The organism is Variovorax sp. GW821-FHT09D07 (assembly GCF_059416345.1).
The window spans coordinates 106829-124590 of record NZ_JBWKOY010000005.1; the positions used below are offsets into that span (position 1 = coordinate 106829).

A 17762-nucleotide genomic window follows, 5' to 3' on the forward strand; every position below is an offset into this window, starting at 1 on the left:
CCCGCCGCGCTGCAGGACCCGGCCACCGCCCCCATGCAGCCCCAGCCGCTGAGCGACACCGAGATCGAGCTGCGCCTGCTGATGGAGGCGATCTACCTCAAGTACAGCTACGACTTCCGCAACTACACCACGGCCTCGCAGAAGCGCCGCGTGCTGTATGCGCTGGAGCAGCTCGAGCTGCCCAGCATCTCGGCGCTGCAGGACCGCGTGCTGCGCGACGCGGCGCTGTTCGGCCAGCTGCTGCAGTTCCTGACGATTCCCGTGAGCGAGATGTTCCGCGACCCGGCCTACTTCCTGGCGCTGCGCCGGCACGTGGTGCCGATCCTGCACACCTACCCTTCCGTCAAGGTGTGGGTCGCGGGCTGCAGCACGGGCGAAGAGGTGTTCTCACTGGCCATCCTGCTGCGCGAGGAAGGCCTGCTCGAGCGCACGCAGATCTACGCCACCGACATCAACCCGGCCTCGCTCGAAAAGGCGCGCCAGGGCATCTTTCCGCTCGAGGCCATCCGCGGCTACACGGCCAACTACCAGCGCGCGGGCGGCCTGAGCGCGTTCTCCGACTACTACACCGCCGCCTACGAGGCCGCGCGCTTCGACCCGTCGCTCTGCGCCGACGTGATCTTTGCCGACCACAGCCTGGCCACCGACAGCGTGTTCGCCGAGACGCAGCTGGTGTCGTGCCGCAACGTGCTGATCTACTTCAACCGCCAGCTGCAGGACCGCGCGCTCGGGCTGTTCCACGAGTCGCTGTCGCACCGCGGTTTTCTCGGCCTGGGCTCCAAGGAGAGCATCGACTTCTCGGGCTACGCCGACCGCTTCGACGCCCACGCGCGCGCCGAGCGCATCTACCGCAAGGTCGCATGAAGCGCGCCGGCACGCAGCACCGTCCGTTTCCGGTTCGCCGCGTCGAGGCCGTGGTGCTCGGCGCCTCGGCCGGCGGCATCGACGCGCTCAGTGCGGTGCTCGACGGCCTGCCGGCCAACTGGCGCATTCCGATGGCGGTGGTGCTGCACCTGCCCGAATCGCACGAGAGCCACCTGGCCGAGATCTTCGCGCAGCGCCTGCCGATTCCCGTGCACGAGGCGCTCGACAAGATGCCGCTGGTGGATGGCTGCCTGTACTTCGCGCCGCCGGGCTACCACCTGTCGATCGAACGCGGGCGGCGCTTCTCGCTGAGCTGCGAGCCGCCCGTGCTGTTCTCGCGCCCGTCCATCGACGTGCTCATGGCCTCGGCCGCCGACGCCTACGGGCCGTCGGTGGCCGGTTTTCTCATGACCGGCGCCAACGAGGACGGCGCCGAAGGCCTGCTGCGCATCCACCGCGCCGGCGGACTCACCGCCGTGCAAGACCCGAAAGAAGCCCTGGTTCCCACCATGCCCCTCGCCGCCATTGCGCGCCACGCCCCCGACCACGTGCTTCGGCTGCGCGACCTGCGCATCCTGCTGCAGCTACTGGAGCCCGCCCATGCCCATTGAGGTCGAAAGCAAGCTGCTGATCGTCGACGACCTGCCCGAGAACCTGCTGGCGCTCGAGGCGCTGATTCGCGCGCCCGGGCGGCTGGTGTACCGCGCCGGTTCGGCCGAGGCCGCGCTGGCGCTGCTGCTGGAGCACGAATTCGCGCTCGCCATCGTCGACGTGCAGATGCCCGGCATGAACGGCTTCGAGCTGGCCGAGCTGATGCGCGGCACCGAGCGCACGCGGCACATCCCGATCATCTTCGTGAGCGCCGCCGGGCGCGAGATGAACTACGCCTTCCAGGGCTACGAAAGCGGCGCGGTCGACTTCCTGCACAAGCCGCTCGATCCGCACGCGGTGGTCAGCAAGGTGAGCGTGTTCGTCGACCTGCACCAGCACCGCAAGGCGCTGCGCCACGAAATGGAATCGCTGGCCGCCGCGCACCGCAAGCAGGAAGAGCTGGTGCAGCAGCTGCAGCACACGCAGCGCGAGCTGGAGCGCGCGGTGCGCATGCGCGACGACTTCATGTCGATGGTGTCGCACGAGCTGCGCACGCCGCTGAACACGCTCTACCTGGAGGCGCAGCTGCGGCAGCTGCACCTGTCCAAGGGCAAGCTCGACAGCTTTTCGCCCGAGAAGCTGCCCACCATGATCGAGCGCGACCAGCGGCAGATCCGCAACATGGTGCGGCTCATCGACGACATGCTCGACGTGACGCGGCTGCGCCGCGACGCGCTGTCGATCCAGACCAAGCCGGTCGACCTGGCCGAGCTGGCCCGCGCCGTGGTCGACAACCTGCGGCACCAGGCCGAGGCCGCGGGCTGCACCATCAGCCTGGACGCGCCCCCCGCGCTGCGCGGCGTGTGGGACGAGTTCCGCATCGAACAGGTGCTGACCAACCTCCTGACCAACGCGCTGCGCTACGGCGGCGGCAAGCCGGTCGAGATGACGGTGCGCCAGGACGGCGACCACGCGGTCGTGAGCGTGCGCGACCAGGGCATCGGCATCTCGCCCGAGGACCACCAGCGCATCTTCGAGCAGTTCGAACGTACCGACGTCAGCCGCAAGCACGCGGCCGGCCTGGGCCTGGGGCTGTACATCACGCACAAGATCGTGAGCCTGCACGCGGGCCGCATCGGCGTGGAGAGCACGCCGGGCCACGGCGCGCGCTTTTTCGTCGAGCTGCCGCTGCAGCCGCCGCCCGCCTCGGCCGACAGCGGGAAGTAACAAACAAGGCCTCTGTTACGGATTCCGGTAGGCACAGCGTCGATACTGCGGGATCGCAATCAATGGATGCCGAGAGAAAACAACTGTGAATGTGCTGATCGTCGACGACAACGAGGCCGCGGCCGACCTGCTGCGGGAGCTGCTGACGCTGCAGGATCACACCGCCCGCTGCACCTACACGGCGCAACAGGCGCTGGACGCGGCGGCCGGCGAGCGCTTCGACGCGGCGCTGATCGATCTCACCCTGCCCGACTTCCCTGGCACCGAGGTGGCGCGCCGGCTGCGTGCCACCGCCGCCGAAGGCACGCCGCGGCTGCTGGTGGCGATTTCTGGTTTTTCGGAGCGGGACGCGGCGAATGCGGCGCCGGGCGAGGTGCTGTTCGACCACCACCTGCAAAAGCCCATCGACATCGGGGCGCTCGAGCGCATCCTCGCGCCCAGCTGACCCGGCCTTCTGTCGCCCTTCAGCGCATCGCGCGGTAGCGGTAGAGGCGAAAACCTTCCTTCTGGATGAAGCCGCTGGGCTCCCAGCCGCGTGCGAGTGCACGGTCGGTGATCTGCGCCATCTGCAGGCCGATGCTGTCCTGGAGGTTGTCCCCCACGGCCAGCTCGAACTTACGGAGTTCGCCGTCCAGGGCCTCCACCGCCGCAATGGCGGCCTCGACATCGGTGAAAGGCCGAACGCTGGTCTGCATTTTTTGTCGCTCCTTCGGCACTCTGCGCGCCTGTTGAACGATCCGAGGCAAGTGTCATGCCCCAGGCCCGAACCCTCCTGCAGGCATGAAATGAATTCTTTGATCTTACAAATGTGACTGAATGTGACGTTTTCGTCAGAGTTCACGCCAAGAATTGGCATGCCTGCAAGCTTGCGGACGGCGGGTCAATCGCGGTCGTCATCGTCGTCGTCATCGTTCGGCGCACGGTAGGGATAGCCGGGACCGTAGTACAGGCGCCCGCGCGGCGGGACGTAGATCGGGGCCGGCCGGTAGTACACGGGTGGCGGCGGGCGGTAGTAGGCCCGCGGCGGTGGCGGCTCGTAGTAGATCGGGGCCGGGTACGCATAGACGGGCGGCGGCACGTAGTACGGCGGCGCATAGACCGCACCGGGCGTGCCGATCTGCACCGACCAGCTCGTGCGCGCGCTGGCGGCACCCGTGGCGAGCAGCGCGCCGGCCGCGATCGCGGCAACGGCGGCCCATCTGAAAACGGAAGAATCACTTGGGGAATGCATGGTGGCTCCAGGCCTGGCGCGAACGGCGCCGGCGTGGTCCTGCAACGCCACATGTCCCTGCGTGGTGCACCACGAAGCGCACCAGCTGGTTGCCAAACGTGAACGGGATTCCCAGTCGGCCTTCAGTTCACGATGGCCCGGCGCGACAGCATCACGTCGTCGCCCGTCGTGTTGAAGGCGATGGTCGGCGCGCTGAAATCGCTCAGCGGCGCGCCCAGGCCGATCTCGCCGCGGCCGTGCAGCACGCACTCGTCGCGCCGCAGCGCGATCTCGTGGCTCGGCCCGCCGTTGCCGTGGAAGCGCACCCAGGTGCCGTAGGTGCTGACGTCGATCAGCACGCAACTGCCCTGCCGCTCCTCGATGCGCGCATGCAGCCGCGACACGCGCGGGTCGTTGACCACGAACTGCGCGTCGCCCACGCGGCCCAGGTGAATGGGCAGCTGGTCGATGCGGAACATGGAGCGCACGTCGAGCCATGCGAGTTCGATGCGGCCGAAGGTGGAATCGGGCAGGCGCGCCGGCAGCAGCGCGGCCGGCACGGTGAGGAAGCTCGTGAGGTCTTCCTGCCAGTCGATGCGGTGGACGATCGACATCTCGGTGCGCCCGCGGATGCTGATCGGCCCGAGGTCGCGGTGCTGCACGGCGCCTTCGTGCAGTTGCTGGATCACCGCCTCGGTGACCCAGATCTGGCCCGGCCCGGCCAGGTCGCTCAGGCGCGAGGCCAGGTTGACGGCGTCGCCGAAGCAGTCGCCCTCGACCTCGACCACGTCGCCGCTGGCCACGCCGATCTGCAGCGCCATGCGCAGCGGCACGGGCCAGCCGGCCAGGCGCTTCTGGTGGTAGCGCTGCAATTCGATGACCGCGTGCGTGGCGGCGGCGCCGCTGGTGAAGATGGCGAACACGCCATCGCCCAGCGATTTCACGACCCGGCCGCCGTGGGCCTCGCACACGCGTCCGATCCATTGGGTCAGCCGCGTCACGGTCTCGGTGGCACGTGCATTCCCCATGGCCTCGAAGACCCTGGTACTTCCGGTCAAGTCCGCGAAAACGACTGTGGAATTGACACCCATACTGTTTTTTCTTGGCGGCAAGCGCTGGTTATGTTGCTCTGGACCTTTCGCCGCTCCTGCGAGAAGTTTCCCCGACATGCGCCTTCACATGCAAGGAACGATCCGCAGAAGCTTCTTGTTGACGCTGCATCGACGGGGCCAGCTTGGCGCATCGTGCAGATGAATGCCAAAGTTTTTTAATACTTTTGCGCTCAAAATTCAAATGACAACAAAAGAGACCGCTAAAGCTTGTTGTTTGCAAACAAGAAACGGTGTTTCACATCTTGTGTCCCGGCGAACTGAGGCTTAAGGTAGCGACCGTCTCAGCTCCCGGCAATACGCTTTTCGTGACATGCTGCTCTTTCGCCGCCTTTTTCAGCTCCTGAACGTACCCGGCCTGGGCTCGCGGCAGGTTGCGGAAAGTCAGCTCGGGCGCATCCGCACGGCGATGCTGTCGGTGCTCCAGGGCCGCGGTGGCCAATCGATCCAGCGTGTCAGCCAACGCGTGCGCTTTGCGGTCGATGTCGAGACCCTCTGGTATCTGCGTCAGGACGTGATGGTGGCGCTGAGCGCCATCGACGGCGAATCGGCCGCGCGGCGCCAGATGAAAGAAATCAACAGCATGTTCAAGGGCGGCCTGCCCGGCTCGATGGGCCCGCGCGTCCATCAGCGTTTCACCAACCAGTGATGTCCTGATCGGCCGGCATCGCAGCGGCACCGGTGGCCGCCTGCGTGCTGGCTCAATGGTCGTGGCCGTGATGGTCGTGACCGTGGTGAGCATGGTCATGGTGCCCATGCCGATGGCCCCACACCAGGAACACGTCGCGCCCCTCGGCGGCCAGCGCCACCTTCGCACCCACCGGCAGCAGCACCTTGGTCTGCACGTGCCCGAACGGCAGGCCGGCAATGACCTGCACCTTCTTCAGGCTTGAACGCAGCCGGTCGATCACCGTGTTCATGCCGAAGCCGCGGTCGTAGCCGGCGATGTTGCGCACGCCCGTGAACTGACCGAACACGACGGCCTTCTGGCGCGCCAGCACACCCGCGAGCTTCAGCTGGTCGAGCATGCGTTCAACGCGGTACGGGTGCTCGTTGGTGTCTTCGATGAAGAGCACGCCCTTGTCGACCACCGGGAAGTACGGCGTTCCGAGCAGGCTGGTCAGCACGCAGAGGTTGCCGCCCCAGAGCACGGCGTCTTCGATCGGCTTGACCTTGAGCTCGGCGTCGCGCGCCGGCATGCGCCAGCCGGTGCCTTCGCCCTGCCCGCTCAACAGGTCGTCGAAGCAGGCTTCCATGATGTCGTCGGCGCCGCCTTCGGCGCCGAAGTCTTCGCCGACCGCGGGGCCCGACCAGGTGACGGCGCCGTTCTTGGCCAGCAGTGCGTTCTGCAGGGCCGTGAAGTCGCTGCAGCCGACGAACTCGGTGCCCTTGTCGATGGCCTTGGCCAGCGCCTTGTACGGCAGCGCGTCGAGGATGCGCGTGAGGCCGTAGCCGCCGCGCGCGATCAGCGCCACGTCGGCGCCGCTGGCGGCCGCGCGCGAGATGGCGGCGAGCCGCGTGGCGTCGTCGCCCGCGAAACGCTGGTGCGCCAAGAGCGCGGCTTCATCGACTTCGACTTCATGGCCCAGGGCCTTCAACCGCGCCACGCCACGCCGGAAGGCGGCCTTGTCGCGGATGGCACTGGAGGGGGAATAGATGTAGATATGTTTGGACGTCACGTCGTCGAGTATCCCATTGCGTCCCGGATCTGCCGGGCCAGGGTGGCGGCCTGTGCGGCCGTGGGCCCGCCCGATGCGGCACGCGGACCGAGCGCGCGCAGCGCGGCTTCGTAGCCCCGGTCGGGGAACGGCGCGCGCCAGGCGTCCTTCGCACGCATGCCGCTGTCGGGTGCAATGAGGCCCACGACGAAACGGCTCGGTGCTGCCACTTGCAGCAATGCAGCCAGTTCACCGCCCGCCTCGCTGTGCACCAGCGCGAGCGGTTCGGGATGGATCTGGTCGAGCCAGGCCAGCAGCACGTCGCGGTGCCATTCGAGTCGGTGCGTGGCTTCGCGCTTAGGCTTGTCGCTCTTGCCGAAGCCGACAAGGTCAGGCACCAGCGTGCGCAGGCCGGGTGTGCCGACGAGGTGGCGGAAGAAGTAGCCCCACTCGCCTGGGCCATGCAGGCACAGGCAATCGGCCACGCGGCCGTCGCTGCCGGTCGGACCGGTCTCGTCAATCCAGTGCAGGCGCCAGCCCTGCAGCAGCGACAGGTCCTGGATGTGATGCGGCGCGAACTCGAAATCGGTGAGCGCGGCAAAGCGTTCAGCAGGCGTGCGCAGGGCATCGTCGCGCAGCGGCTCTGCCTGCGCGCGCGCGACGCTGCGGCGCTGCTGGAAGAAGCGCTGCAGCAGCGCGCTGCACTCGTCGGCCAGCACCCCGCCCTGCACGCGCGTGTGATGGTTCAGCTTCGGCTCGGCGAAGAGATCGAGCACCGAGCCTGCGGCGCCGGTCTTGGGGTCGGCGGCGCCGAACACCACGCGCGCCAGCCGCGAATGCAGCATCGCGCCCGCGCACATCGCGCAGGGCTCGAGCGTGACGAACAGCTCGCAGCCGTCGAGCCGGTAGTTGCCGAGCGCGGCGGCGCCGGCGCGCAGTGCGTTGATCTCGGCGTGCGCGCTCGGGTCGTGCTGCGCTACCGGCGTGTTGCGGCCGGTCGCGATCACCTGCCCGTCCTTCACCAGCACCGCGCCCACCGGCACCTCGCCCGCGTCGGCTGCGCGCTGCGCTTCCTGCAGCGCGAGCGCCATCCAGTGCGCGTCCGATGTCGATGCGGCCGGCTCAGTTGTCATCGGGCATCTTGCGGGCCTGGGCCGCGGCGTCGAGGGCGTCCTTGACCTGTTGCTGGACCTGCTGCGCCTGCGTGCGCGCATCGACCGCCGCCGGGGCCGACGCACCGGGCACGGCCGGTTGTTTGGCAATGGCGGTGCGCGACAGCTGCTGCTTCGCCAGCAGCCCGACGACCACCAGCGCGAGCACGAGGCCGATCAAACCGAACATCCGCATGTCAGCGCGCCTCCGGTGCGACGGCCATGCCGAGCCGGTCCATCCACACGGCCAGCGCCTGCTCGTCGGCCGAGCCGGCGCGGTAGACCTCGCGCATCGCCGCATGCGATTCGGGCCGGTGCTGGTTGAGCTTGATCTTGCATTGCAGCGCCGTCACGTGCAGCTCGAAGCCCATGATGCCGGCCAGCATCTTGCGCTGGAACTCCTCGCCGAGGTCCTTCCACTGCTGGGCATAGGCCGGCTCGTGGTCGCCGATGAGTTTCTTGAGCAGCGCGTCCTTCGCCTCGGGCGCCTCGACGAGCCGGGCTTCGACGGTGCAATGGACCGCGAGGTAGTTCCACGTCGGCACCCGCGCCAGGTCGGGATAGACCGAAGGCGACAGGTAGGCGTGCGGGCCCTGGAACACCACCACCGCGCGCGGCCGCGCCTGCAGGTAGCGCCAGTGCGGGTTGGGCTTGGCGCAGTGGCCCAGCAGCACCAGCGCATCGCCCTCGCGCTGCTCGGCCACGATGGGCAGATGCGTGACGAAGGGCAGGCCCTCGTCGTCGTTCGAGATCAGGTTGGCAAAGGGGTGGTCGCGCATCAGGCCCAGCGCGACGGCCGGGTCCTTGGCGTTGAACTGCGGAGGCATGTACATGGGGCGGGTTCCTCGTGGGGAGGTCCGATTGTCCCCGAGTCGCCCCCGGCTTGCGGTGCAGCAGGCTACTTGGCGCGTGCCGCTTCGAGCTGCTTCACCATCGAGGTGTAGCCGCGCGCCTTTGCGAGCTGCAGCGGCGTGAGGCCCTGGCGGTCGGCCAGTTGCAGGTTGGCGCCACCGGCGATCAGCGCGGCCAGCGTGCGCTGGTGGCGGGCGCCACCGTCGCCGAGCACGATCGACTCGATCACCGCCGTCCAGTGCAGGTTGTTCACGTGGTCCAGCGGCGCACCGGCCGCGACCAGCCGGCGCACGACCTCGTCGTGCCCCAGGTGCGCAGCGGCGATCAATGCGGTGCCGTCGTAGCGGCTGGTGACCTGCCCGGGCTTGGCGCCCAGTTGCAGCAGCAGCGTGAGCGTGGTCACGTCGTCGGCCACGGACGCGATGGTCACGGCGTCGTAGCGGTCGTCCTCGAGCAGGTCGATGTTCGCGCCTGCCTTGGCGAGCAGCGTCACGGCGTCGCGCTGGCGCGCATAGGTGGCGACCTGCAGCGGCGTGCGGCCGCGCGCGTCGCGCACATCGAGGCTGGCGCCGGAGGCGATCAGGCTCTTGAGCTTGGGCAGGTCGCCGTGCCAGGCGGCGCGGTGCAGGCCTTCATAGGCCAGCACTTCGGCAGCCAGCGGCGGCACCTGGGCCGCCGCGCCGGGCGCGGCGCTCCAGCCGATCGCGGCGGCGAGCACCGCCGACCAGAGACCGCGCGCCGTCATCAGAGCTGGCCCTTGACCTTCTCGAGCGCGGCGTTGGCGCACTGCTCGTCGAGGTGGCCGCCGGGCGCACCGCCCACGCCCACGGCACCGATCACTTCGTTGCCCGACTTGATCGGCACGCCGCCGCCCAGCAGCAGGAAGCCCGGCAGATACACGAGGTTGGCGGCGCCGGGGTTCTTCTGGGCGCCTTCCATCATGGCTTGCGTGGGGCTCTTGGCCGAAGCCGAGGTCCAGGCCTTGCGCTCGCTCGACGACAGCGTGTGCGGGCCGGCGTTGTCGGCGCGCTGCACGGCGCGCACGGTGCCGGCGCGGTCGACCACGGTGGCGGCCACGTTGTAGCCGTTGGCGGCGCAGGCGGCCACGGTTTCTGCGGCGATCTGGTTGGCCAGCGCGAGCGAGATGTTCTTCTCGGTGCGCACGGCGGGGGCCGGCGTCTGGGCCTGGGCGACGGAAGCAGCGAGCAGAACGGCGAGGCCGCCAACGCGGATGATCGATTGCATGTGTTGTTTCTCCAGTGATGAGAGGGTTCGTGCCGGCCTGTGCCGACCACGGTGTCACTGTAAAAAATAAGGTCCGCTGCAACCATTCGTACGGCTACGCCCGGCACTCCGTAGAACTACGGAGCGCCCTCTTCTCCCGCACCCGACGCCAGCACGGCATAGCGCCGGATCAGCTGTGCCAGCGAGTCGCAATCGAGCTTGGCGAACAGGTTGGCGCGGTGGGTCTCGACGGTGCGCGGCGACAGCGCCAGCACGCGGGCGATCTCCTTGTTGGTGAGCCCCTGCACGATGAAGGCCAGCACCTCGCGCTCGCGCTCCGACAGCTGCGCCACCCGCTCGCGCGCGGCGTTGTCGGCCTGCGAGCGCTCGCGCGTGCGCACATGCTGGCGCACGGCCTGCTGCAGGGCTTCGAGCAACTGCTCGTCGTCCACCGGCTTCTCGAGGAACTCGGCCGCGCCGGCCTTGAAGGCGCGGCGGCACATCTCGACCGTGCCGTGGCCGGTCAGCATGATCACGGGCTGGTCGACGCCCTGCGCCACCAGCCGGTCGAGCACCGTGAGGCCACTGATGCCAGGCATGCGCACGTCCAGCACGATGGCGCCGACGCTCGCGCGGTCGAAGCCGTCGATGAAGGCCTGCGGATCGGCCCAGCCCTGCACGCGCAGGCCGACGGTGCCGATCAGCAGCGACAGGCTGTCGCGCACGGCCTGGTCATCGTCGATCAGGTGGATCAGGGGCGATTGCGGCTGGTCGGCGGTGGTTGGCATCGTCATGTCGAAGGTGCCACCAGCGGCAGCAGCAAGGTGAAGCGCGCACCGCGCGGCGAGGCATTCGCGGCGCTCAGGCTGCCGCCCATGCCGCTGGCCAGCGTTTCGCTCAGGCTCAGGCCGAGGCCCAGGCCGCCTTCGCGCGTGCTGAAGAAAGGTTCGAACAGGCGCGGCAGCGCCTCGGGTGCGATGCCGCGGCCGTTGTCGGTGACGGTCAGTACGCCCTCCTCGCCATTGCGCCCGACCGAGACCACGAGGCGCCGCTCGGCCGCGGGCACGAGGTCCAGCGCCTGCATCGCGTTCATCAGCAGGTTGTGCACGATCTGCTCCAGCGCCACGGCCTCGGCCTGCACGCGCACGGGCGCCTGCGCGCTGGCGTCGAACTGGGCCGCCACACCGTGGCGCGCGAACTCGGGCGCCAGCAGGTGCATGGCGCTGCGCACCACCTCCTGCAGCACCAGTGGCTTCACGTCGCCACCGGCCTCGGGGCGCTCGATGACGCGGCGCAGGCGGCCGACCACGCCGGAGGCACGGCGGGCCTGCTCGACGGCCTGCCCCATCGCGTCGCGCGCGGTGGCGAGGTCGGGCGGGTCGTCGTCGAGCAGGCGGCGCGCGGCCTGGGCGTTGGCCAGCACGGCCGTGAGCGGCTGGTTGAGCTCGTGCGCCAGCCCGGCCGACAGCTCGCCCAGCGCATTGAGCCGCGCCACCTGGCCCAGCCGCAGCAGCTCTTCGGCGCGGCGCCGCGCGATGCGCTGGCGCTGCGCGGCCCACAGACCTGCCAGCAGCAGCGCCATCGCCACCGCCCAGCCGCCGATGGTGCGCCACGGCAGCTCGGCCCAGCCGACCTGGCGCTCGGCCACCAGCTCGAAGGGTTGGCTCGGCGACGCCAGCTCCTTGCTCAGGCTGTAGCGCCAGCCATGCGCGGCCGATTGGCCGTGTTGCAACACCAGTTGCTGGCCGTCGCGCTGCAGGACCAGACGCACGGGGCTGCGCTGCGGGTTCATGGGCCAGTCGCGCCAGGGCACCGAGCCGACGAGGTCGATCTCGAGCGCGTAGCTCAGCGGCTCCGAGCCGATCACGAGCTGGTAGCGGCCGTGCGCGAGGTCGAGCACGGCCAGGTCGGCGCGGCGTTCGGCGCGCGAGCGGGCCTCGGCGGCGGCCAGTGCGTCGGCGTGCTCGGCATCGGGCCAGGGCTCGTCGGCCGCACGCCGCTGCACGCGCAGGATCGACGAATACACCGACGGCAGGCGCCGCTCGGGGTAGTCGGCGCCGGCGTTGGGCTCCAGCAAGGCGAGCGTGGCCAGCACGGCGTCGTACTGCACCACCTGCTGGCTCATGAGCCGGTGCGCGATGCGCGCGTCGGTCTCGAAATCCTGCTGGAGCCGGGTCAGCTCGGCGCGTGCGAACCACACGGCGCCGGCGGCCGTGAGCACCACCCAAGCCAGCCACCAACCGCCCCGCGTACGCAACCACTGTGTCATGGCGCGGATTGTGCCCGGCGCCGACGGGCCTCCCCGCTTGGCCGAAAATGCCGACCCAGACATGGCTGACGTGCAGGACTCCCTCTTTTCCGACTTCCCCGAACTTCCGCGCCCGGCCGAAGCGGCCGACGCGCCGCTGCCTTCGCCGAAGAAGTCGCGTGGCGCCACCGTGAAGCCGGTGGCACCCGACGCGGCGCTGGTCGCTCTCGCCGCCGAGTTGCCGCAGCAACTGCGCCTGGGCACCTCGTCGTGGAGCTACCCGGGCTGGGCCGGACTGGTCTGGGACGGCGACTATGCCGAAACCGTGTTGTCGAAGAACGGCCTGTCGGCGCTCGCGCAGCACCCGCTGCTGCGCACGGTGAGCCTGGACCGCAACTTCTACCGCGCCCTCACGGCCAGCCAGTACGCGCGCTACGCGGCCATGGTGCCCGACGACTTCCGCTTCGTCGTGAAGGCCCCGAGCCTGGTGACCGACGCCACCGTGCGCGACGAAAGCGGCCGCGGCACGCAGGCCAACCCGGTGTTCCTGAGCCAGGAGATCGCGCTGCAGGAGTTCGTGCAGCCGGCGCTCGACGGGCTGGGCCACCGCATCGGCGCGCTGGTGTTCCAGCTGAGCCCGATCCCCGCGCACCTGCTGGCCGACCAGCCCGCGCTGATCGCCCGCATCGGCGCGATGCTGGCGGCAATGCCCGACCTGAAGCCGATCGCGCCCGACGCCGTCCTCGCGGTCGAGGTGCGCGACCCGCAGCTGCTGTGCCCCGCCTTCGCCGACATGCTGCGCAGCGTGGGCGCGACCTTCTGCATGGGCCTGCACGCGAAGATGCCGCCCATCGAAGACCAGCTGCCGATGCTGCGCGCCCTGTGGCCCGGGCCGCTGGTGTGTCGCTGGAACCTGCACCGCCGCCACGGCCGCTTCGGTTATGAAGACGCCGAAAAGCTCTACGGCCCCTTCGACAAGGTGCTCGACCCCGACCCGGAAACCCGCGCCGCGCTGGCCAAGGTGATCGCGGGCACCACGGGCGCCGGGCAGAACGCCTTCGTCACCGTGAGCAACAACGCCGAAGGCTGCGCGCCGCTGACCATCGCCTCACTGGCGCAGGACATCGTGGACCGGATCTCCCGCTAGAGCGCCCGCGATGCATTCGATCTCGTTCCGGCCCCTGCAATCCACGGATTTCGCGATGCTTCACGAGTGGCTGTGCCGCCCGCACGTGGCCGAATGGTGGACGCCCGTGCCGACGCTGGCCGAGGTCGAGGCCGACTTCACGCCGATGCTGGCGGCCGACTCGCCCGACCGCGGGTACATCGCGCTGCGCGACGGGCAGCCGCTGGGATTCATCCAGTCGTACGTCGTGATGGGTTCGGGCGACGGCTGGTGGGAAGACGAGCGCGACCCGGGGGCGCGCGGCATCGACCAGTTCCTGGCGCAGGCGGAGCAATTGAATCGCGGCCTCGGCAGCGCGATGGTGCGCGCCTTCACGGACCAGCTGTTCGCCGACCCGGCGGTGACGCGCATCCAGACCGATCCGTCGCCCCGCAACGCCCGCGCGATCCGCAGCTATGCCAAGGCCGGCTTTCGTGCGCTGGGCGAAGTGGTCACGCCCGACGGGCCGGCGCTGCTGATGGTGCGCGAGCGCGGCGACTAAGCCTCAGGCGGTGCAGCGCCGAGGTCGCACCACATGTGGACCTTCGACGAGAACGCGCCATCGAGCACGGTGGCCATCGGCTCGACGCCGAAGACCTGGAAACCGCAGCGCTCGTACAGCGCCTGCGCCGGGCGATTGCCTTCGGTCACCGTCAGCTGCACCACGCGCACGCCGTCGAGCGTGCGTGCATGCGCGAGCAAGGCCCGCACAAGTTGTCGCCCGGCGCCCGCGCGCCGTGCCGATTCCGCCACCACCATGCCGAACAAGGTCGCCTTGTGGCGCGTGCGCTGCCGCGATTCGCGGCCCAGCCCCGCCGCGCCGATCAGCGCCCCGGCGACATCGAAAGCGCCGTACACCACCTCTGCGGCATCGGCGTCCGTGCGCAGGCGCGTCTCCCACCACGTCGGCGGCAGGCTGGCGCGCTCTTCGACCGTGGAGGTGAAGGCCTCGGGGTGCCGCGCGTAGGCGTCGAGCATCAGCGCGCGGTAGGCCGGCGCGTCGGCGGGGATCAACCGGCGAACGGTGGAAACGGCGTCAGAAACGGGCACAGACGGACTGCCTTTCCTGCAACACCGCCTCTTGCGCGAAACGCTGGCGGTAGGTGTCGATCAAGGTGGCGATGGCCGCGTCGGCCTTCGCGTCGCGCGGGTGCAGCAGCACGACCAGCTTCGAGGGCTCGCGCACCACCTGCCCCGACGCACCACGCCACTGGCCGGCGGCGTCGAGCACGGTGAAGCCTTGCGGAAAGGCCGGCGTCACGCGGGTGTCGAGAAAGTCGGCCCAGTCGGCGTCGGACACCTGACCGCCCGTGGGGATGGCGCGGCCGAAATAGAGGGTGTCGCGCTCGAGGGCTTCGAAGCCTGTTGCGCAGTTGCCGGACGGCCCTGCGGCGCAACCTGCAAGCACCGCAGCGGCCAGCGCGCCCGCCACGCCTGCGCGAAACAGCCGGTGGCGTGCGACGTTGCTCATGCCGGCCGTTCGGTCTTTCAGGCCTCGGGCGCGATCGACTCGGCGTACTCGTACAGCGCGCCCAGGATTTCCTCGCCGCGCTCGTCGGCGTTCTCGGACAACGCGTCGACTTCGCTGAACAGCGCCTCGATGGTGCGCGCCCCGCCCTCGCCCTTGAACAGGCGCGCCACGCGCAGCGCTTCCCAGCGCTCGGTTTCCTCCTCGTTCAGCGACTCGGGCCAGTTGCGTGCGCGGTAGCGGAAGAGGATTTCTTCGAGCCGCCCGTCGTCGAAGGCCACGCGCTCCTTGGCGAGCCCCTCGGGCGACAGCCCGCGCAGCTGGTTCAGGCGCCGGCGATCGCCGTTGCCGACAAAGCCGCCGTAAAGGTCCTCATCGACGTCGGGCGTCGCTTCCTTCGGGCGGGAAAAAACCTGCGACCAGATGGCGCTCATGTCGGGCAGGTCGCGCGCGATGGCGGCGTGGCGCATGGCGGTGTCCATGTCGACGCCCCAGCGCTCGGCCATGGCCGGTGCCAGCGTGCGCAGGTTGCCGACCACCATCGGCGACTTGTTCAGGTGCACGCTCTTCATCGGCAGCCGCGTCATGCCTTCGGGCAGATCGGCGGTGCGCGTGAACAGGCGCAGGCGCAGCGTCTCGGCGTCGAGGTCGCGCAGCTCGCTCGGGTCTTGCGACAGGTCCCAGGCCAGCAGTTCGTTCTTGTTGGTCGGGTGGCTGGCCAGCGGCCACATCACGGCCAGGCAGCCGCGCTCGACCGGGAACATGCCCGACACGTGCAGGAAGGGCTTGGCGGTCTCGCGCATCGCGGGCAGGCCGAGCTCCATCGCCACGCGGTCCTTCTTGTGCAGGCCGAAGGCGAAGTCGAAGAGCTTGGGCTGCTTGTCGCGGATGAGCCGCGCCAATGCGATGGTGGCGCGCACGTCGGACAGCGCATCGTGCGCCGACTCGTGCAGCAGGCCGTTGGCGCGCGCCAGGTCTTCGAGCTTGAAGCTGGGCTTGCCGTCTTCCTTCTTCGGCCACTCGATGCCGTCGGGGCGCAGCGCATACGTGAGGCGCACCACGTCGAGCAGGTCCCAGCGACCGCAGTCGTTCTGCCATTCGCGCGCGTAGGGGTCGATGAGGTTGCGCCAGAACAGGAAGCGCGTGACCTCGTCGTCGAAGCGGATGGTGTTGTAGCCCACGCCGATGGTGCCGGGCTGCGAGAAGGCCTGCTCGATGTGGGCCGCGAACTCGTGCTCGGGAATGCCGCGCTCCAGGCAGACCTGCGGCGTGATACCGGTGATCAGGCAGGCCTCGGGGCTGGGCAGGTAGTCCGGCGCGGGCTTGCAATAGATCATCAGCGGCTCGCCGACCTCGTTGAGCTCGGCGTCGGTGCGGATGGCCGCGAACTGCGAGGGACGGTCGCGGCGCGGCACGGCGCCGAAGGTTTCGTAGTCGTGCCAGAGAAAGGTGTGGTTCATTCAGAGCAAGGGAGAAAACAGTCGCGCAATGGCGTCGCCGAGGCGGCGCCAGAAAGTCTGCGGGCGATGGGCGCGCACCGCGCCAGAGCTGTGCAGGTCGGTTTCGAACTGTGCCGCCAGCGGCTGGGTCAGCGCGGGCCCGTAGACCACGGCGCAGACCTCGAAGTTGAGCCGGAAGCTGCGGTTGTCGAAATTGGCGGTGCCGATCATCGCGCAATGGTCGTCGACCACCAGCGTCTTGGAGTGCAGCATGCGCTCCTTGTACTCCCAGATCTTGACGCCCGCGGCGATCAGCTCGTCGAAGTACGAACGCGCCGCGGCGCTCACGATGGCCGAGTCGCTGCGGCGCGGCACGAGCAGCCGCACGTCCACGCCGCGCAGCGCCGCGCTGGTCAGCGCCATCAGCGCAGGCTCGCCCGGCACGAAGTACGGCGTGGTGAGCCAGGCCCGGCGCGTGGCCGAATGGATGGCCTCGACGTGCATGCGGTGGATGGCCTCGAAAGCGTTGTCGGGGCCGCTGGTGACGATCTGCACCGGGATGTCGCCCGCCTCCACCTGGGGCAACAGCGCGTCCAGGACGGCGTCGGAGCGGTGCTGCTTTTCGCCGGTGGCGTAGCTCCAGTCTTCGAGGAAGGTGGTCTGCAGCCAGCGCACCGCGCTGCCTTCGATGCGCACGTGCACGTCGTGGTACGCGTCCTTGGGGTTGGTGCGCTTGTCTTCCTCGTCGGTGATGTTCACGCCGCCCGTGAAGCCCACGCGGCCGTCGCACACCACGATCTTGCGGTGGGTGCGGTAGTTGGTCACGGGGCGCAGGCGCCGGCCGATCTTGGTGTCGTGGAACAGCGCCACTTCCACGCCCGCCGCGTGCATCGGCGCCATGAACTTGCGGCCGATGCGCTTGGAGCCGAGCGCGTCGAGCAGCAGGCGCACCCGCACGCCGGCCTGCGCGCGCTCGACCAGCAGGTCGCGCAGCGCGGTGCCGATGCGGTCGGGCTCGAAGATGTAGTACTCGAGGTGGATATGGTCGCGCGCCGCGCGCACGGCCTCGAAGATCGCGTCGAAGGTGCGCGCGCCGCCCGAGAGCAGTTCGACGCCCGTCGCGCTCGACACCGGCAGGCCGCAGGCGGCCGTGCCCAGCCGGGCCATCTGCTGCAGCGCCGGCGGCGCATGCTGCGAGGCATCGCGCAGCCGCGCCAGATCCGCCTGCGCATGCGCGTTCGCGCGGTTGCGCAGTCGCTTGAGCCGCTGCTTGCGCAGCCGCTGCGGCCCCAGGAAGTAATAGACGATGAAGCCCGCGAACGGCAGCAGCGCCAGCGACAGGATCCAGCTCATGGTGGACACCGGCGCGCGCTTTTGCATCACGATCCAGACCGACAGCACGGCGATGTAGCCGCTCCACGCCAGGGAGAGGCCGGTTTTCCATTCGTGGCTGAGTTCGGGGAGGATCAAGGCAAAAGCGGGTGAAGGCGGGGTGTTTTCGGCCGGCCCAAAGAAAAAGGCCAGCAGCGAATGCTACCGGCCTTTGACTTCGTTCC

22 protein-coding genes are annotated in these 17762 nt (G+C 69.4%); 7 read left to right on the forward strand and 15 right to left on the reverse strand.

The window, feature by feature from the left end:
* Positions 1-33: 33 nt before the first annotated feature.
* The 4 genes from AC07OX_RS19230 (at position 34) to AC07OX_RS19245 (ending at position 3127) form a co-directional block, all read left to right on the forward strand.
* Positions 34-864 (forward strand): CheR family methyltransferase, encoded by an 831-nt coding sequence (locus AC07OX_RS19230; protein WP_062480071.1) that lies wholly within the window; start codon positions 34-36, stop codon positions 862-864.
* Positions 861-1475 (forward strand): chemotaxis protein CheB, encoded by a 615-nt coding sequence (locus AC07OX_RS19235; RefSeq protein WP_062480044.1) that lies wholly within the window; start codon positions 861-863, stop codon positions 1473-1475. The genes AC07OX_RS19230 and AC07OX_RS19235 overlap by 4 nt, the downstream gene beginning before the upstream one ends.
* A complete protein-coding gene (locus AC07OX_RS19240; RefSeq protein WP_095745228.1) occupies positions 1465-2682 on the forward strand; it encodes a hybrid sensor histidine kinase/response regulator in 1218 nt (405 codons plus the stop codon). Before AC07OX_RS19235 ends, AC07OX_RS19240 begins: the two co-directional genes overlap by 11 nt.
* 85 nt (positions 2683-2767) lie before the next feature.
* Positions 2768-3127, forward strand: a complete 360-nt coding sequence (locus AC07OX_RS19245; RefSeq protein WP_095745227.1) for a response regulator — start codon at positions 2768-2770, stop codon at positions 3125-3127.
* Between the two features lie 19 nt (positions 3128-3146).
* Here the strand turns inward: AC07OX_RS19245 and AC07OX_RS19250 are convergent, their stop codons facing one another.
* The 3 genes from AC07OX_RS19250 to AC07OX_RS19260 all read right to left on the reverse strand — a co-directional run bounded on the left by AC07OX_RS19250 (position 3147) and on the right by AC07OX_RS19260 (position 4983).
* Positions 3147-3377, reverse strand: coding sequence for a hypothetical protein (locus AC07OX_RS19250; protein ID WP_070060568.1), 231 nt, complete (start codon positions 3375-3377; stop codon positions 3147-3149).
* Positions 3378-3562: 185 nt separating this feature from the next.
* Complete coding sequence (locus tag AC07OX_RS19255; protein ID WP_307583582.1) at positions 3563-3913, reverse strand: hypothetical protein; 351 nt, start codon at positions 3911-3913, stop codon at positions 3563-3565.
* Positions 3914-4035: 122 nt separating this feature from the next.
* Entirely contained in the window at positions 4036-4983 is a 948-nt protein-coding gene (locus AC07OX_RS19260; protein ID WP_062480056.1) for an adenylate/guanylate cyclase domain-containing protein, read from the reverse strand.
* Between the two features lie 331 nt (positions 4984-5314).
* Between AC07OX_RS19260 and AC07OX_RS19265 the strand changes: the two genes are divergently transcribed.
* Positions 5315-5650, forward strand: a complete 336-nt coding sequence (locus AC07OX_RS19265; RefSeq protein WP_062480058.1) for a hypothetical protein — start codon at positions 5315-5317, stop codon at positions 5648-5650.
* Between the two features lie 52 nt (positions 5651-5702).
* Here the strand turns inward: AC07OX_RS19265 and AC07OX_RS19270 are convergent, their stop codons facing one another.
* From AC07OX_RS19270 to AC07OX_RS19305, 8 genes are all read right to left on the reverse strand, one after another.
* The gene (locus AC07OX_RS19270) at positions 5703-6680 is read right to left on the reverse strand and encodes an LD-carboxypeptidase (RefSeq protein WP_495261580.1); all 978 of its coding nucleotides are present in this window, start codon (positions 6678-6680) and stop codon (positions 5703-5705) included.
* Complete coding sequence (gene tadA / locus AC07OX_RS19275) at positions 6677-7792, reverse strand: tRNA adenosine(34) deaminase TadA (protein WP_495261581.1); 1116 nt, start codon at positions 7790-7792, stop codon at positions 6677-6679. Before tadA ends, AC07OX_RS19270 begins: the two co-directional genes overlap by 4 nt.
* On the reverse strand, positions 7782-8006 hold the full coding sequence (locus AC07OX_RS19280; protein WP_495261582.1) for a hypothetical protein: 225 nt from the start codon (positions 8004-8006) through the stop codon (positions 7782-7784). The genes tadA and AC07OX_RS19280 overlap by 11 nt, the downstream gene beginning before the upstream one ends.
* Before the next feature lies 1 nt (position 8007).
* A complete protein-coding gene (locus AC07OX_RS19285; protein WP_495261583.1) occupies positions 8008-8643 on the reverse strand; it encodes an FMN-binding negative transcriptional regulator in 636 nt (211 codons plus the stop codon).
* A gap of 65 nt (positions 8644-8708) precedes the next feature.
* Complete coding sequence (locus tag AC07OX_RS19290) at positions 8709-9407, reverse strand: ankyrin repeat domain-containing protein (RefSeq protein WP_495261584.1); 699 nt, start codon at positions 9405-9407, stop codon at positions 8709-8711.
* Positions 9407-9907 (reverse strand): GlcG/HbpS family heme-binding protein, encoded by a 501-nt coding sequence (locus tag AC07OX_RS19295; RefSeq protein ID WP_056581174.1) that lies wholly within the window; start codon positions 9905-9907, stop codon positions 9407-9409. The genes AC07OX_RS19290 and AC07OX_RS19295 overlap by 1 nt, the downstream gene beginning before the upstream one ends.
* Before the next feature lie 116 nt (positions 9908-10023).
* On the reverse strand, positions 10024-10680 hold the full coding sequence (locus AC07OX_RS19300) for a response regulator transcription factor (RefSeq protein WP_495261585.1): 657 nt from the start codon (positions 10678-10680) through the stop codon (positions 10024-10026).
* Positions 10677-12155 carry a sensor histidine kinase gene (locus AC07OX_RS19305; protein WP_491513772.1) on the reverse strand — a complete coding sequence of 493 codons (1479 nt, stop codon included), beginning with the start codon at positions 12153-12155 and terminating at the stop codon, positions 10677-10679. The genes AC07OX_RS19300 and AC07OX_RS19305 overlap by 4 nt, the downstream gene beginning before the upstream one ends.
* A 61-nt stretch (positions 12156-12216) precedes the next feature.
* On the opposite strand from AC07OX_RS19305, the gene AC07OX_RS19310 reads away from it, so the two are divergent.
* Positions 12217-13281 (forward strand): DUF72 domain-containing protein, encoded by a 1065-nt coding sequence (locus AC07OX_RS19310; protein ID WP_495261586.1) that lies wholly within the window; start codon positions 12217-12219, stop codon positions 13279-13281.
* A gap of 10 nt (positions 13282-13291) precedes the next feature.
* On the forward strand, positions 13292-13801 hold the full coding sequence (locus tag AC07OX_RS19315) for a GNAT family N-acetyltransferase (RefSeq protein WP_495261587.1): 510 nt from the start codon (positions 13292-13294) through the stop codon (positions 13799-13801).
* Here the strand turns inward: AC07OX_RS19315 and AC07OX_RS19320 are convergent.
* Genes AC07OX_RS19320 through cls form a run of 4 tightly spaced genes read right to left on the reverse strand, consistent with a single transcriptional unit; the run spans position 13798 to position 17676 of the window.
* Entirely contained in the window at positions 13798-14349 is a 552-nt protein-coding gene (locus AC07OX_RS19320; protein ID WP_495261588.1) for a GNAT family N-acetyltransferase, read from the reverse strand. The two genes, AC07OX_RS19315 and AC07OX_RS19320, sit on opposite strands and share 4 nt — an antisense overlap.
* Positions 14336-14770, reverse strand: coding sequence for a DUF3574 domain-containing protein (locus AC07OX_RS19325; RefSeq protein ID WP_495261589.1), 435 nt, complete (start codon positions 14768-14770; stop codon positions 14336-14338). The genes AC07OX_RS19320 and AC07OX_RS19325 overlap by 14 nt, the downstream gene beginning before the upstream one ends.
* A 17-nt stretch (positions 14771-14787) precedes the next feature.
* Positions 14788-16227 (reverse strand): exodeoxyribonuclease I, encoded by a 1440-nt coding sequence (sbcB, locus tag AC07OX_RS19330; protein WP_159271896.1) that lies wholly within the window; start codon positions 16225-16227, stop codon positions 14788-14790.
* Entirely contained in the window at positions 16228-17676 is a 1449-nt protein-coding gene (gene cls, locus AC07OX_RS19335) for a cardiolipin synthase (protein WP_159277066.1), read from the reverse strand.
* Between the last annotated feature and the right edge of the window lie 86 nt (positions 17677-17762).

What these genes read in the sequence shown, in the direction of transcription:
- sbcB (WP_159271896.1), bottom strand. Translation starts at nt 16,227, where the DNA reads ATGAACCACACCTTTCTCTGGCACGACTACGAAACCTTCGGCGCCGTG.
- AC07OX_RS19285 (WP_495261583.1), bottom strand. Translation starts at nt 8,643, where the DNA reads ATGTACATGCCTCCGCAGTTCAACGCCAAGGACCCGGCCGTCGCGCTG.
- AC07OX_RS19250 (WP_070060568.1), bottom strand. Translation starts at nt 3,377, where the DNA reads ATGCAGACCAGCGTTCGGCCTTTCACCGATGTCGAGGCCGCCATTGCG.
- AC07OX_RS19280 (WP_495261582.1), bottom strand. Translation starts at nt 8,006, where the DNA reads ATGCGGATGTTCGGTTTGATCGGCCTCGTGCTCGCGCTGGTGGTCGTC.
- AC07OX_RS19230 (WP_062480071.1), top strand. Translation starts at nt 34, where the DNA reads ATGCAGCCCCAGCCGCTGAGCGACACCGAGATCGAGCTGCGCCTGCTG.
- AC07OX_RS19235 (WP_062480044.1), top strand. Translation starts at nt 861, where the DNA reads ATGAAGCGCGCCGGCACGCAGCACCGTCCGTTTCCGGTTCGCCGCGTC.
- AC07OX_RS19310 (WP_495261586.1), top strand. Translation starts at nt 12,217, where the DNA reads ATGGCTGACGTGCAGGACTCCCTCTTTTCCGACTTCCCCGAACTTCCG.
- AC07OX_RS19300 (WP_495261585.1), bottom strand. Translation starts at nt 10,680, where the DNA reads ATGACGATGCCAACCACCGCCGACCAGCCGCAATCGCCCCTGATCCAC.
- tadA (WP_495261581.1), bottom strand. Translation starts at nt 7,792, where the DNA reads ATGACAACTGAGCCGGCCGCATCGACATCGGACGCGCACTGGATGGCG.
- AC07OX_RS19305 (WP_491513772.1), bottom strand. Translation starts at nt 12,155, where the DNA reads ATGACACAGTGGTTGCGTACGCGGGGCGGTTGGTGGCTGGCTTGGGTG.
- AC07OX_RS19290 (WP_495261584.1), bottom strand. Translation starts at nt 9,407, where the DNA reads ATGACGGCGCGCGGTCTCTGGTCGGCGGTGCTCGCCGCCGCGATCGGC.
- AC07OX_RS19255 (WP_307583582.1), bottom strand. Translation starts at nt 3,913, where the DNA reads ATGCATTCCCCAAGTGATTCTTCCGTTTTCAGATGGGCCGCCGTTGCC.
- AC07OX_RS19265 (WP_062480058.1), top strand. Translation starts at nt 5,315, where the DNA reads ATGCTGCTCTTTCGCCGCCTTTTTCAGCTCCTGAACGTACCCGGCCTG.
- AC07OX_RS19325 (WP_495261589.1), bottom strand. Translation starts at nt 14,770, where the DNA reads ATGAGCAACGTCGCACGCCACCGGCTGTTTCGCGCAGGCGTGGCGGGC.
- AC07OX_RS19315 (WP_495261587.1), top strand. Translation starts at nt 13,292, where the DNA reads ATGCATTCGATCTCGTTCCGGCCCCTGCAATCCACGGATTTCGCGATG.
- AC07OX_RS19295 (WP_056581174.1), bottom strand. Translation starts at nt 9,907, where the DNA reads ATGCAATCGATCATCCGCGTTGGCGGCCTCGCCGTTCTGCTCGCTGCT.
- AC07OX_RS19260 (WP_062480056.1), bottom strand. Translation starts at nt 4,983, where the DNA reads ATGGGTGTCAATTCCACAGTCGTTTTCGCGGACTTGACCGGAAGTACC.
- AC07OX_RS19240 (WP_095745228.1), top strand. Translation starts at nt 1,465, where the DNA reads ATGCCCATTGAGGTCGAAAGCAAGCTGCTGATCGTCGACGACCTGCCC.